The 13,340-nt window shown below is 70.2% G+C and carries 15 protein-coding genes; 4 read left to right on the plus strand and 11 right to left on the minus strand.

Annotated elements, in window-relative coordinates; genetic code table 11:
* Both NS2_RS14905 and NS2_RS14910 read right to left on the minus strand, forming a co-directional pair.
* Positions 1–607: DegT/DnrJ/EryC1/StrS family aminotransferase (locus tag NS2_RS14905; protein WP_036550931.1), on the minus strand; the 607-nt coding region annotated here is incomplete at its 3' end.
* A gap of 7 nt (positions 608–614) precedes the next feature.
* The gene (locus NS2_RS14910; RefSeq protein ID WP_081985937.1) at positions 615–1,787 is read right to left on the minus strand and encodes a 2-deoxy-scyllo-inosose synthase; all 1,173 of its coding nucleotides are present in this window, start codon (positions 1,785–1,787) and stop codon (positions 615–617) included.
* A 298-nt stretch (positions 1,788–2,085) separates the two neighbouring features.
* Here NS2_RS14910 and NS2_RS14915 point away from each other — a divergent pair, with 298 nt between their 5' ends.
* The gene (locus tag NS2_RS14915; protein WP_158544041.1) at positions 2,086–2,871 is read left to right on the plus strand and encodes a helix-turn-helix domain-containing protein; all 786 of its coding nucleotides are present in this window, start codon (positions 2,086–2,088) and stop codon (positions 2,869–2,871) included.
* Here the strand turns inward: NS2_RS14915 and NS2_RS14920 are convergent, their stop codons facing one another.
* The 7 genes from NS2_RS14920 to NS2_RS14950 all read right to left on the minus strand — a co-directional run bounded on the left by NS2_RS14920 (position 2,872) and on the right by NS2_RS14950 (position 8,662).
* Positions 2,872–3,654, minus strand: a complete 783-nt coding sequence (locus tag NS2_RS14920; RefSeq protein ID WP_158544039.1) for an alpha/beta fold hydrolase — start codon at positions 3,652–3,654, stop codon at positions 2,872–2,874.
* Between the two features lie 189 nt (positions 3,655–3,843).
* Entirely contained in the window at positions 3,844–4,437 is a 594-nt protein-coding gene (locus tag NS2_RS14925; protein WP_033088102.1) for a GTP-binding protein, read from the minus strand.
* Positions 4,412–4,759 (minus strand): DUF742 domain-containing protein, encoded by a 348-nt coding sequence (locus tag NS2_RS14930; RefSeq protein ID WP_033088101.1) that lies wholly within the window; start codon positions 4,757–4,759, stop codon positions 4,412–4,414. The genes NS2_RS14925 and NS2_RS14930 overlap by 26 nt, the downstream gene beginning before the upstream one ends.
* Complete coding sequence (locus NS2_RS14935; RefSeq protein ID WP_045437689.1) at positions 4,756–5,190, minus strand: roadblock/LC7 domain-containing protein; 435 nt, start codon at positions 5,188–5,190, stop codon at positions 4,756–4,758. Before NS2_RS14935 ends, NS2_RS14930 begins: the two co-directional genes overlap by 4 nt.
* Entirely contained in the window at positions 5,187–6,758 is a 1,572-nt protein-coding gene (locus NS2_RS36045) for a hypothetical protein (RefSeq protein WP_036577650.1), read from the minus strand. The genes NS2_RS14935 and NS2_RS36045 overlap by 4 nt, the downstream gene beginning before the upstream one ends.
* Before the next feature lie 397 nt (positions 6,759–7,155).
* Positions 7,156–7,902, minus strand: coding sequence for an aquaporin (locus NS2_RS14945; protein WP_237088044.1), 747 nt, complete (start codon positions 7,900–7,902; stop codon positions 7,156–7,158).
* A gap of 229 nt (positions 7,903–8,131) precedes the next feature.
* Entirely contained in the window at positions 8,132–8,662 is a 531-nt protein-coding gene (locus NS2_RS14950; protein ID WP_045437691.1) for a winged helix-turn-helix transcriptional regulator, read from the minus strand.
* Positions 8,663–8,774: 112 nt separating this feature from the next.
* Between NS2_RS14950 and NS2_RS14955 the strand changes: the two genes are divergently transcribed.
* Entirely contained in the window at positions 8,775–9,713 is a 939-nt protein-coding gene (locus NS2_RS14955; RefSeq protein ID WP_033088100.1) for an NmrA family NAD(P)-binding protein, read from the plus strand.
* A gap of 17 nt (positions 9,714–9,730) precedes the next feature.
* Here the strand turns inward: NS2_RS14955 and NS2_RS14960 are convergent, their stop codons facing one another.
* Positions 9,731–10,117, minus strand: coding sequence for a helix-turn-helix domain-containing protein (locus NS2_RS14960; RefSeq protein ID WP_033088110.1), 387 nt, complete (start codon positions 10,115–10,117; stop codon positions 9,731–9,733).
* A 179-nt stretch (positions 10,118–10,296) separates the two neighbouring features.
* Positions 10,297–11,010: an RNA polymerase sigma factor gene (locus tag NS2_RS14965; protein WP_033088099.1), complete on the minus strand. Its 714-nt coding sequence runs from the start codon at positions 11,008–11,010 to the stop codon at positions 10,297–10,299.
* A gap of 155 nt (positions 11,011–11,165) precedes the next feature.
* Here NS2_RS14965 and NS2_RS14970 point away from each other — a divergent pair, with 155 nt between their 5' ends.
* Positions 11,166–11,687: a hypothetical protein gene (locus tag NS2_RS14970; protein ID WP_033088098.1), complete on the plus strand. Its 522-nt coding sequence runs from the start codon at positions 11,166–11,168 to the stop codon at positions 11,685–11,687.
* Between the two features lie 155 nt (positions 11,688–11,842).
* Positions 11,843–13,180 carry a family 1 glycosylhydrolase gene (locus tag NS2_RS14975; protein ID WP_230464803.1) on the plus strand — a complete coding sequence of 446 codons (1,338 nt, stop codon included), beginning with the start codon at positions 11,843–11,845 and terminating at the stop codon, positions 13,178–13,180.
* The last annotated feature ends 160 nt before the right edge of the window (positions 13,181–13,340 follow it).

Consider the following 13,340-nt stretch of genomic DNA (forward strand, 5'->3'; position numbering starts at 1 on the left):
AGTATTTGGCCGCGCCGAGGCTGAATACCCCGATCTCGCCGAAGGTGCCCACCGCGCGCCCGGCCCAGCGGGTGCCGTGGGCCTGTGAGCAGTCCTCGATCAATGCCACTCCGGTCGCGCGGGTGGCGGTCACGATCTCGTCGAGTTCGGCTGTGGTGCAGGCAAGATGGACCACGATGACGGCCTTGGTGCGGGGTGAGACGGCCGCGCGCAGGTGTGCTGCGGTCAGGCAGCCGGTGGCGGGGTCGACATCGACCAGTACCGGCAGTGCGCCCACCCGCAGCACGGCCGTGGCCGGGGCGACCCAGGTCATGGCGGGCACGATCACCTCGTCGCCGGGTCCGATGCCCAGCGCTTCCAGGGCGATCACCAGCGCGCCGGAACCGTGATCGACGCTGACGCCGTAGGCGGCGTCGTTGTAGCGGGCGAACGCCTCGGCGAACCGGCGCTCGCGCGACATCTCCCCCTGCGGGCTGTACCAGCTCACCGACCAGCGCGAAGAACGCAGGGCGGCAAGCAGTTCGGCTTCGGTGGCCGCGTCGTACTGCGGCCAGACCGGCCACGGCCGCGCCGCGCGGACCGGGGTGCCGCCGTGGATCGCGAGCACGGCGGGCCTACCCGACCACGATCGGCGTGGACGCCGAGGGCTGGGCGATCACGTCGAGGGCGGCGCGGATCTCGGGCACCGTCACCGGGGTCAGCGGCAGCGCGCCGGTCAGTTCCGGGCGGCCCAGGGCGCGCAGCAGCACGAACGGCACGATGTCGGGTTGCGGTGTCAGATAACCCTTCTTGTTGTCGTCGGCGACGATCGCCAGCACATCCGCGATGCGCACCGAGTCGGGCAGCGCGGGTTCGACCCCCAGCCCGGTGAGGATCTCGTAGTGGACGCTGACCTCGTCGTCGGACAGCCAGCCGCGCGCGTGCGAAATGTGCGCGGCCACCAGCATTCCCAGGGCAATCGCGGTGCCGTGCGGCAGCCCGGCCGCGCCGCGCACCCGATGGTCGCAGATCTCGATGGCGTGGCCGACGGTGTGCCCGTATTCCAGCACCAATCCGGTGCCCCGCTCGAAGGTGTCGTCGCGGGTGACCGCCGATTTCGCGGCAATGCTGGCGTCGAGCAGCCACAGCAGCGACGCCGGGGCCGACAGCTCGCCCGCGGTGATGACCTCGCGGAGCCCGTGCAGCGCCGAGGGCTGGATCGCCAGGCAATTCTTCGCCATTTCGCACAGGCCCGAACGCAATTCGCGCTCGGGCAGGGTGGTGAAGAATTCGACGTCGGTGAACACCGCTTCCGGCGCGTAATAGGTGCCCAGGTGATTCTTGCCGACACCGCTGTTGATCGCCTGTTTGAGCGAGAGCACCGAATCCATGGCGGCGATGGTCGTGGTGGGCACGTGGACCAGGCGCACGCCGCGGAACAGCAGGTTCGCCATGAGCCCGGCCAGATTGCCGGGTACCCCGCCGCCGAAGGACACCACCACCGAGCGGCGCGTAATGCCGTCGCGCAGCGCGGTTTCCAGGTGCTCGGACAGGACGGTGAGGGTTTTCATCGATTCGCCCGGCGGGTGCGAGAGGATCAGCGACGGAATCGATCCGGCCAGGACGCCGATGGCCCGGCCGTGGCGGGCCAGCACGAGATCGTCGGTGACGAACACCAATTTGTCGGGGGCCAGCTCCGCTATCGCCGCACCGATCTCGGTCACGCAATCGCGGCCGAAATAGTAGGGGAACGATTTCTCCCCGATCGCTATCGTGCGCGACCGCATCCCCGATGAATTACTGGCCATTTCCGGTGCCGCTCCTCGTTCTACGCCGGTGCCCCCTGCGCGACTCCCCCGGTCGGCGTCACTGCCGTCCCTCGCACGGCCCAATATCGAATGCGGCCTCCCCGCTTGGCAACCGCTGGGATACCCCAGTCATGTCCCGGTGCATTCGCGAGCACCACGCTGCGAATCAGGCCCGCGCACCACGACTACCGCCGGTGGTACCGCGCCGGGCGAGGCACCCGCCGCGTCGTTGTGGCCCGCCCGGCGGCGCGCGGGCACCTAGGCTGGAGGCCACGCTGACTTGTTCGAAGGGATGCCGTTGGCCGACAACGAATTCGGGACGCTCACCGCCGGGGAACTGCGCGCGCCCACACTGGCCGAGTTCGTGCGCGAGCGGCGCGCGCGGGCCACCACGCGGTATCCGGCGGGGCTGACCCGCAAGCAGCTGGCCGAGGCCACCCACGCCAGCCTCGGCTATATCGCCAAGATCGAACAGGGTGAGGCGCTCAATCCAGGTCCGGCCATTCTGGATTCCCTGGCCGCGGTGCTGGAACTGGATGTGGCCGAACGCATCCACCTCTACCACCTGGCCCAGCAGCGCCCGGCCGCCGGCAGTGCGCGGGCGCTGCGCTACGGCGATCCGGCCGCGACCGCGGTGCGCACCACCCTCGACGCGCTGCTGCCGCATCTGGCCGCGGCCCTCGACGACGGCTGGCACGTGGTGGCCTGCAACAGCGCCTTCGACGAGGCGCTGCCCGGGCTCTCACGGCAGGGACACGTGCTGCGGTGGATGTTCACCGATCCGCGGGCGCGGCTGGTGGTCGAGGAGTGGGAGCGGGAGGCGCGCCTGATGGTCGGGCGCTTCCGCGCCCACGCCGCCGGGGCGCGCACCGGTGACGATATCGACCGGCTGCTGCGCGAACTCGGCGAGCAGGCCGACTTCCGGCGGCTCTGGAGTGAGGGCCACGTTCACATCGGCCGCCACGATCCCACCTTCACCCTGCGGAATCCGCGCACCGCCACCGTGTTCGACGTGCGGGTGCAGCGCTATCGCGGCACCGCGCCGGGTCCGGCGCACCAGCTGTTCATCGGGCTGGTGGGGTGATCATCCGGGCAGGCCGTCGAGGAATTCGCGCAGCAGCGCGTTGAACTCCGCGGCGTGGGTCAGATTCGGTGTCATGGAGGCTCCGGCGATGGTGTGCACGGTCGTCGGATTGCCCAGTGCCGCGGCCAGCGCCGCGACCTCCTCGGCGGTGATGGCCTGATCGGCGAGCCCGCGCAGTACCAGGGCCGGGCAGTCGATCTCGCCCAGCAGCTCCATCACCGAATCCCGGTTGACCAGGCACGCACCGGCCAGCCGCACCCGTTCGCGCTGCCCGCCCGCCCATTTCGCCCGCCACGGCCGCTGGTCCTCGGGTCCGGCCCCGATCATGAGCGAGGCCACCATCTTGATGGTCGGCCCGGGAATGGCGCCGCCCATCCACAGATCCAGCACCTCGCGATACCCGATCCGCCGCTGCGGGCTCATCGCGGTCCCGCTGGCCCCGACCACGATCAGCCCCGCCACCCGGGGCCGCGCCAGCAACGCCATCCGCACCGCCGTGAACGCCCCGTGCGCCACCCCGCCCACCACGACCCGCTCCAGGCCCAGCTCGTCCACCACGGCCCAGGCATCGCGCGCCAGATCCCAATAGCTGAACGGCGTCTCGTCGTCCTCGGTCCCGCCGTGCCCCCGCGAGTCGACGGCGATGACCCGGTACTCCGGTGCCAGCGCCTCCTGCTGCGCCGCGAACATCTCCTGATCCATGAACAGGCTGTGCCCCAGCACCACCCCCGGCCCGTCCCCACCGCTGTCCGTGTAGTGAATCTTGACAGCCCCCCGGCTCACAAACGGCATTCTGAAATTTCCTCGCTTCACCCTTGGGATCGCCCACCGTACAACAGATTCCACACCGGAGCACCGCCGGTGCGATGTGCGTCACGCGGGCGGCGAAGCGAGTCCCTCATCGCGAATTCCGTTCCAGCCGTGGGAAACAGCCGTCGAGCTGATTGTCGAGACGGTGGAATTCGCGGCGGGTCAGCGGGGGTCGAGGAGGTATTCGACCAGGGTGATGAGCGAGTGCAGGCAGGGGTTGCGGTCGCGGGCGTCCAGGCGCATCAAGGGGGTACCGGGGTCGAGGTCGAGGGCGTCGCGGACTTCGTCGAGGGGGTGGCGGGGGGCGCCTTCGAAGTCGTTGACGGCCACCGCGTAAGGCACGCCGCGTTCCTCGAGGATGGACAGGGATTCGTCGGCCTTCTCGAGGCGGCGGGTGTCGACCAGGACCAGGGCGCCCAGCGCGCCGACGGCCAGGTCCTCCCAGATGGGGACGAAGCGGCGCTGGCCGGGGGTGCCGAAGAGGTAGAGGGCCAGGCGGGGATTGAGTGTGATGCGGCCGAAGTCCATGGCCACCGTGGTGGTGGTCTTGCCGGGCAGCCCGGCCATGTCGTCGACGCCGACGCTGGCCTCGGTGATCGTCTCCTCGGTGCGCAGCGGCCGGATCTCGGACACGCTGCCCACGAACGTGGTCTTCCCGACGCCGAAGTTTCCGGCCACCAGCAGCTTTACGGTGCGGGTGACGGTCTGCGGCACATAGTCGACGACGCGCTCATGCGGAGAGAGCGCGGAGTCCATGGAGTACCTCCTCCAAGAGGGCTTGGCCGGGCAGTTCCTGCGCCGGGGTCGGGATGGCGAGTTGGCCGGAGTCGAGCAGATCGGCCACCAGGATCTTCACGACCGAGGGCGGCAGATCCAGGTAGGCCGCCAGTTCGGCGAGCGTCAGCACCCCGCGCCGGGCCAGCGCCACGATGCGGCGGGCGTCGGGGGACGCGCCGGGTGCCGGATCGGCCACCGCGACAACCAGACTGACCAGATCCAGCGCCCGCGTGGGGCGCGATCGGCCGCCGGTGCGCACATACGCCCGGACCAGATCGGGGTCGCGCCGCGGCCGGCTCATGCGCGCGGCAGGTCGGTCCTGGTCCGCGACATGCTGCCGAGCTCTCGCCCGACGCGCACGGCCAGTTCGTTCATGCGGTGTGCGACCAGGCTGACGTCCACGTCCTGGGTGGTCGAAACACCCAGCAGCGCACCGGCTCCGGCGGCGGTGATGAAGATCATGCCGTCGGCGTATTCGGTCATGTTCTGGCGCACCGCGTTATCGGCGGTGCCGCCGCAGAATTCGGCCAGGGCCTTGCCCAGGGCGCGCAGGCCCGAGGCGGCCGCGGCGAAGCGCTCGGCGTCGTCGATGCTGACCCCGCCGGTGTGCGCGATGCGTAGGCCGTCCTCGGATAGCAGCACCGCGAAGCGGACCCCGGGCGCTTCCAGATCGTCGAGCAACCAGGCCAGCCGGTTGATTTCACTCACGGCCGTCGCGGGCGTACCGGTCACGATGTCATCCCTTCGGAGTGCTCGAACGCGGCCGCACGGCCGCGTTGGGAGCCGCTGTGCCAGGCAGCGGCGATATCGGGGCGCGCGGGCGCACCGGTGTCCGCCTCGACCGCGCGGACGGGGGCCGCCACGGATACCGATGCGGATCGGCGGCGCCGCTTGGGCAGGCCGCCGGGGGTGAGGTCGTGGGAGACCGAATCCATGGCCACCAGAGTGGGTTCCGGGTCCGGCGTGGGGACCGGAACGGGTGCGGGCACCGGGGCCGGGACGGCGATCGGTGCGGGCGCGGCCAGCAGGGTCTCCGGGATGAAGACCATGGCGCGCATGCCGCCGTACATGTTCGGGCCGTCGATGTAGACCGAGAAGCCGTAGCGGCGCGAGAGCGCGGCCACACCCGGGAAGCCGACGCGCGGGGTCGGGCCCAGGGCGTGGATGTCGACGAGCTGGTCACCGGCGAGAACGCGGCGGGTCTCCTCGAGCTGCTCGGGGTTCATCCGGACACCGGCGTCGTCGATGATGACCGTGATGCCGTGGTGTCCCTCTTGGAATCCGATGTCCACGAACGAGGTCGGCGGCGAGTAGCGCAGGGCGTTGTCGCGCAGGGTCGCGATGGTGTGGACCAGCGGTTCCACCACGCGGCTCAGGACCGGGCGGTCCAGTTCGGTGGCGCGCACGCGGGTGTAGTCGCGCACGCGCCCGGTCGCGCCGCCCACCACGTCGGTGAGGGTCTGCTGCGGCCAGCGCCGACCCGGCAGGCCGCCACAGACGATCACGTAGGACTGCGCCTGGCGGATCATCTGCTGCACCGAATGGTCGATGCGGGTGAGGGTTTCGAAGGTCTCGTCATTGCGGTGGCGGCGCAGCGCGGCGCTGACCCCCTGGCTCACGTCCGCGCCCAGGCTCACCACCGAGGCGCCGAAGGCGCGCACCGCGGCCGAGGTCGCCTCACGCGCCGAGCCTTCCACGTGCGCGCGGGCCGCGTCGGCGGCCTCGGCGGCGAGGCGGGCGGCCTCGGCCGCCTGCGCGACGGCCACCCGGGTGGCCTCCTCGGACTGGGCGATGCTGAGCTGGGCCATCTCCTCGGAGCGTTGCGCCATTTCCTCGGAGCGGGCGACGGCCATTTGCGCCATCTCCTCGGCCTGGGCCACCGCGGTCTGCGCCTCGGATTCGGCCTGGGCGCGCGCGAGCTGGGTCTCGGTCTCGGCCTCGCGCCGGACCCGGTCACGGGTCTCGACGGCCACCTTCTGCAGTTCCTCGCCGCAGCGGGCGGTCCACTGCCACACCAGCTCCGCGATGCGCGAGCGCTCCAGCACGATCGGCAGATCGACGGTCGGATTGTCCGGGTCCGAGCGGCGCACGGCCGCGCCGATGGCGGGCACCACGTTCTCGGTCAGGTTCGCGATCATGTCCTCGATCGCGACGTCACGGTCGGCCTGCGCCTCGTGCAGCGCGGCAACCCGGCCGCGTTCGGTGCGCACGGACCGCCACAGCAGCACCAGCCCGACCACGGCGAGCACGAGCGCGGCGGCGAGAACCCAGGAAAGCAGCACGGCGTTGTCTTGATTCATCAATTCTCTTGTCGTCCGGCCGATCCTGAAATCGGCGGAGCCACCATAGCAGAATCCTTTGACTCGCCTAACCTTTCGGTATCTCCGAGCAACCACAACCCGGAGCCCCTGCAGCTCTACGCATTTCACCGCACTTTGCACCCCGAACCCTCGCTCCGGAATCACCCGCTCGCCCCCGCACCCCAACCCCGAGGTCCCCACGCCCACAAGTTGGTCAACCGCCCATCACCACCTCGAACCCCAACCCCACCGGCACTCCCACCCTCAGCGAATCGCCCCTTCCCCAGCAACCTCCCAGCTCCCGCGAAACCGTGCAGGACATGCTCGATATGGGTGAAACAGTCGAGCAGGTCCGCGATCGCGGCCACCGGATCGTCGCCGGGACCACGCGCGGCGACTAGCGCTCGGCGGCGGGCCGGTGCAGCAGGGTCATCAGGCTCAGGCCGGCCAGGCCGCCCACGATCTGGGCCGCGACGAAGGCGGGCACCGAGGCGGGTGCGATGCCGGTGAACGAGTCCGACAGCATCCGGCCCAGGGTGAGCGCGGGATTGGCGAACGAACCCGAGCTGGTGAACCAGATGGCCGAGCCGATGTAGGTCGCCACCGCGACCGCGGTCACGCCGGGCCCCCGGCGGGCCACGGCGAAACCGACCGTGACAAGCCCCGCGGCGGCGAGGATTTCGCCGATCAGATGACCGCCGGTCACCCGGTGCTGGGATGCGACCTGGATCGCCGCCCGGTCGAACATGGCATTGGCCACCAAGGCCCCGAAGATCGCGCCACCGCACTGGGCGGCCGCATAGACCCCCAACTCGCGGGTGCCGAGCCCGGTGCGTTCGCGCCGACCCCCGAGCCAATCGGCCAGTGACACCACCGGATTGAAGTGCGCCCCCGAGATCGGCGCGAACGCCAGGATCAACACGGCCAGCCCGAACGCACTGGCCGTGGAATTCTCGAGCAGCTGCAATCCGATATCACCCGGCGACATCTGCTCCGCGGCGATCCCCGACCCGATCACCACCGCCGCGAGCGCCGCGGTCCCCACGAACTCCGCCACCGCCCGCCGCCGCAACGACACGTCGCCGCGCGCGTCCGCGATCTCGTCACGGGCGGAATCGATTACCGGAAGCTCTTGTTCGGACACCCGACAACCGTGCCAGACCAGCGCTTTCCCGTGACCACGTCGAACGAAGATATATCAGATATGGTCGGCCGCCGGGTCCGCGGCGGGGCGCGGGCCCGGGGTGATCGGTCAGCCTGCGCTCGGGTGGTTGTGCACTTCGGCGAAGGTGGTCTCGGGAGGTCGGGCAGGCCGACCTTGGCTCCGGCGCGGCCGAGGACGCGGATTCGCGCTCGGCGCTGGGATTCCGGTCTCAGTCGGGGATGTCGGGCGAGGAGTTCCGGCGTTGGCGACGGGACCTGCGCAGGGCGGGGTCGAGACGGGTTTGCATGAAGGCGTCGGCTTCGGGGCCGGGCAGGAACGCGGCGTCCAGCTCCGACAACCGGCGGCCGCTGTTGCGGTCGACGAAAACCGGGTCGATCCGTTCCCCGGAACTCTGGTCGACGAGTATCACCTGGCTGTCGCGTACCGCGGAGTGTTTGGCGCCCCAGTTGTAGAGGGCGACGATGACCGGTGCGAGGTCACGCCCGCTTTCGGTGGCCGGGTACTCGTAGCGGGGCGGATTCGCGCTGTACTGCACGCGTTCGACGAGTCCTGCCTCCGCCAGGGTGCGCAGTCGGCTGGTCAGCGTGGTCGGGGTGATGCCGAGGTTGCGTTCCAGCTCGTCGAAGCGGGTGAACCCGTCGAGGACATCGCGCATGATCAGCAGGGTCCACCAGTCGCCGACCTGTTCCAGGGCGCCCGCGATCGGGCAGCTCATTCCCTGAAAGCTCTTGCGCTGCATCGAGGTTCCTTCCCGCGCGGCCCGTGGCGCGCCACCGATCACCAGTTACTTGCATGATTGTAGTCACTCGGTCTAGTGTCTGTCCGCACCCCCTCGGAAAGGACGGTCGCCCATGACGTCATCGAAGGATTCCCGCCCGGCCACCCTGGTCATCGGCGCCACCGGACGGCACGGCCGCACCGGCGCGCGGGTCGTCGAACAACTGCTCTCCCATGGCCACAACGTCCGCGTGCTGACCCGTTCCACGGGTGTGCACACCGACGCGGCGGCCCGGCTCGGAGCCGGGATCGTGGTCGGTGACCTGCTGGATCGCCGCACGCTCGGCGCGGTCGTCGACGGCGTCGACCACGTGTACTTCACCTACCCGATCGCGGCGGGGGCACTGTCCGCGGCGGCCAATCTGGCCTCGGTCCTGCGCGCGGCGAAACTCTCACCGCGGTTGGTGGTGATGTCGATGGGCGTGTCGATGCCCGACAGCCCGAGTGCGCTGGGCCGCGAGCAGTGGATGGCCGAGGAGGCGCTGTCCTGGGCGGGCCTGGAACCGGTGGTGCTGCGATTCCGCGCGCTGTTCCACGAGAACATCCGGTTGCTGCACGGTCCCTCGATCCGCGCGAACGGCAGGTTCGCCAACAACTTCGGGGCCGGGCGGGTGCCGTGGATCGGCGGGCGCGACGCCGCCGATCTCGCGGTCGCGGCCCTGGTCGATCCGGATCGGTATCCGGCCGGCACGATCAGCTATCCGATGGGCGTGGAGCTCTTGTCGCACGGCGAGATCGCCGATCTGATCGCGGCGGAGATCGGCAGCCCCGTCGAGTACACGACGATCTCGCGCGAAGCGTGGCGGGCCGAGTGGGACGCGGGCAGCGATGGTGTGATCAATCCGGCTATGGCCCAGCATATCTCGGCCATCGGCGAGAGTTTCTCCGCACCGCGACCGGGAGCGCCCGCCCCGGAATTCGACCCGCGTGCCGTGGCCGCCGACATCGGGCGCGCGCCGATGACCTTCGCGGAGTTCCTGCGCGCCAATCGCGATGAGTTCGCCCGGGGGTGAACCCCGCCCGCGCGGGGTCACTCGACGCCGCCGACGCCGACATCGGGCAGGCCCTCGGTACGCCGCAGGCGATCGGCCATGGCGGCGAGCAGGTTCTGGGATTCCTCGCTCAGGTCGAAGGCACGGGTGGACAGCGCGCGCAAGCCGTGCAGTTGCAGGCGGGTCAGCAGGGCCAGATCGCTTGCGGTGGTGGCAAGTTGGGATTCGTCGGAGAGGTGGGTGGGGTGCACGCGGAAGTAGCGGGCCAGGGCGGCGACGGTTTCGCGGGAGGGGTCGGTGCGCAGGCCCGAACGCAGCTGGCTGAGGTAGGGCTTGGAGATGGGGTGGCCCCAGGCGGTGAGCTGGGCGGCGACCTCGCCGTTGGTGTGGGGGCGGGCGCCGGGGGTGTGTCCGGCGGCGAACAGGTCGTTGAGGCGGGCGGCGAAATCGGGGGCGACCGGGGCCGCCGCGCCGTGGACGGTGTGGAGTTGGGCGGCGCGGCGCGGGATGCGGGCGTAGAGGCGGCGCAGGGCCGGTTCGTTGAGGGAGGACTGCTCGAGCAGGTCGGCGATGCGCGCCACCGGATCGGGGGCGTCGGCGGTGCTCATCGGTCGGGCTCCTTGCCGTCGAGGCCGGTCCTCCAGCCGTGGTCGCGTTTGAGGCGGGCCCAGCGCTGTTCGACCGCGCCTACCGAGGGGAAGCCGAACAGATGCTGGATCTCGCTGCCGTGCAGGCCCATTGCCTTGCCCCACACCAGTCCGCGGTCGCGGTCGGGCAGTCCGGCCAGGCGGCTGCGGAAGGCCAGTCGGTCCACCACCGAACCGGCCACGTCCTCGGTGGAGGCCAGCACGTCCATCAGGTCCGGGCCGTCGGCGGTCACCACGGTGACCGCGCCCGCGGCGTGGAACCGGTACAGGTCCCCGGTGCGGCGGCTGCGCCGGAACTGCTCGACGAAGGCCAGCACGCACGCGCCGATGAAGTAGCTGGCCAGGCTCGCGCCCAGCTCCGGGCTCCAGCCGTCGCCGTCGATGGCGTTGCGGCGGAAGCGTTCCAGTGCGCGGGTGACCGTCTCCTGGACGAAATCCTCCGCGAAGCGGGTCTCCACCAGGGCGCGCTCCTGCGGGGTGGGCCGCAGCGGCATGCGTTTGCGTTCGGCCACGGTGAAAATCCAGCCGCTGCGTATCCACGGCCCCAGTACCGCCAATCCGTGGCGAACCAGTCTGTCTGCCAGCAGTCTCCAGGCGGGACCCTCGAATCCGGCCTTGCGAACCAGCTCGAACAGCTCATGTTCGACCGGATATCTCTCGGGATCGGTCATGTCGTCGGTGTCCTCAACCCCTGCACCTCCTGATCGCTGACGAACACGTTATAGCGATGGCAAACTCGCTGCCCCTCTTTCAGCTAATGACCAGTATCCGCGAGCGTGTAAATCGTTCCTTGACAGACCTTTTCGCGTAAAGGCAGCATTTACATATGAGTGATCCCCAGCACAGAGACCCCGCCGACGAGCGCGCGGTTCTGGCAAAACTATTGTCCACCAACGCCGAATTCGTCGCCGAGGTGCTGCGCCCACCCGAGGGTAAATCGGCACCGTCGGTCATGGCGGCCCTGCGCGCGGCGCGCAGCCTCGACGGTGTCGTCGACGATGTGCTGCGCTCGCTGGTGCGCCAGGCTCGCGAGGAGGGCCGCACCTGGGCCGAGATCGGCGAAATCTTCGGCACCTCACGACAAGCCGCGTTCCAGCGCTTCGGGGGCGCCGGGGCCGGATTCCAGATCCCGCCGGTGCCGCCCATGCCCGAGATGCCGCCCCTGCCGCCGCTGCCCGACCCGCCCGAATGGCCGAAAATGCCTGGTATGCCGAAGATTCCGGGCATGCCCCAGATGCCCGGCCGGCCCTTCGGCGGCCACGAGCACCACGGCCACCACCCGCACGGACCCGGCCACCAGCACCCCGGCCCGCACGGCCACCCGCGCGAGGACGAGCCCGGCGAATGAGCGCGGCGGGCATCGAGGCCCCCGCGCCCGCGGCTGTGCATCCCACGCCGCTATCGCTGCGACGCGCCCGGTTCGATCGATTCCCGCGAACCTCGGCCGATGTGGGCGCGCGTCGGCAATAATGCTGGTCGCCTGCTCAATTCATCGTCCATCGGATGAGGAGCCCCATGCGCACCCGCACCCGCCGCCGCGCCGCCGTCGCGCTGGCCGCCGCCGCGACCGCCCTGCTCGCGAGCGCGACCCCGGCCGGTGCGCGGCCCGCCCCGGCGAGTCTGCCGGGGCTGGGCGCGGACTTCTCCTGGGGTGTGGCCGCGGCGGGCTTGCAGAACGAAGGCCATGCGCCCGACAGCAATTGGCGGCGCTATGTGGCCACCCATCCCGATTACGACCGCTACGGCGAGAGTGTCGACTTCTACGATCGCTACCCCTCCGACCTTGCGCTGGCGCGCGAGCTGGGTGTGAACACCTATCGGCTCAGCATCGAGTGGGCGCGGGTGCAGCCGCAGCCCGGGGTGTGGGACGAGGCGGGATTCGCCTTCTACGACAAGGTGATCGCGGCCATCCGGGCGGCGGGCATGCGCCCGATGATCACCCTGGACCACTGGGTGTATCCGGGCTGGGAAGCCGATCGCGGCGGCTGGGGGAATCCGGGAATGGCCGAGGACTGGCTGACGAATATGCGCGCGGTGGTCGACCGCTACGCTGCGGCCGATCCGATGTGGGTGACCATCAACGAGCCCTTCGCCTACATCATGAACGAGGTCCGCAACGGCGGCCTGCCCGCGAGCGAGTCGCTCACCATGCAGGCGCGACTGGCCCAGGCGCACAACAGCATCTACGACTACATCCACGCCCGCCGGCCCGAGGCGATGGTGACCAGCAATGTCGCCTACGTGCCCGCCGCCGACCAGATCGTCAACGGCGGCATGCTCGATCTGATCGCGGCCAAGCTCGATTTCGTCGGCATCGACTACTACTACGGCCTGTCCCCCGACACGGCCGCCCGCTACACCGCCTTCGCCGCTTCCGAACTGTGGAAGCTGCCGCTACAGGCCGACGGCATCTATTACACCCTGCGCCATTTCGCCCAGCGCTTCCCCGGCAAGCCGCTCTACATCGTGGAGAACGGCATGCCCACCGACAACGGCGCACCCCGCGCCGACGGCTACACCCGCGCCGCGGACCTGCGCGACACGATCTACTGGTTGCAGCGCGCCAAGGCCGACGGCATGAACGTGATCGGCTACAACTACTGGAGCCTCACCGACAACTACGAGTGGGGTTCCTACACACCGCGTTTCGGCCTCTACACCGTCGATGCGCTGACCGATCCGACTCTGACCCGCCGCCCCACCGACGCCGTGGACGCCTACCGCGCGATCGTCCACGACGCCGGTGTCCCGGCCGGGTACCTGCCCACCCGGCCGCCGGCGACCTGCTCGCTGGTCGACGCCCTCGACAGCTGCGCCGACCCGGTCGCCGTCCCCGGATAGTCCTCGACCGGATCCGCGATCTCGAGCTGTTTGCACCGGACTGTGACTCCCCCTCCTGAAACTGCTTGGGCCACAGACCGGTACGCCCCGAACGGTAGGCCCGCACGAGTGATCCGCGACACCCCGCCCCGCGGGCGCGACCGCAAAGATGCCGGTGAGG

Origin of the sequence: Nocardia seriolae NBRC 15557 (genome assembly GCF_007990715.1) — a bacterium.
GTDB classification, from domain to species: domain Bacteria; phylum Actinomycetota; class Actinomycetes; order Mycobacteriales; family Mycobacteriaceae; genus Nocardia; species Nocardia seriolae.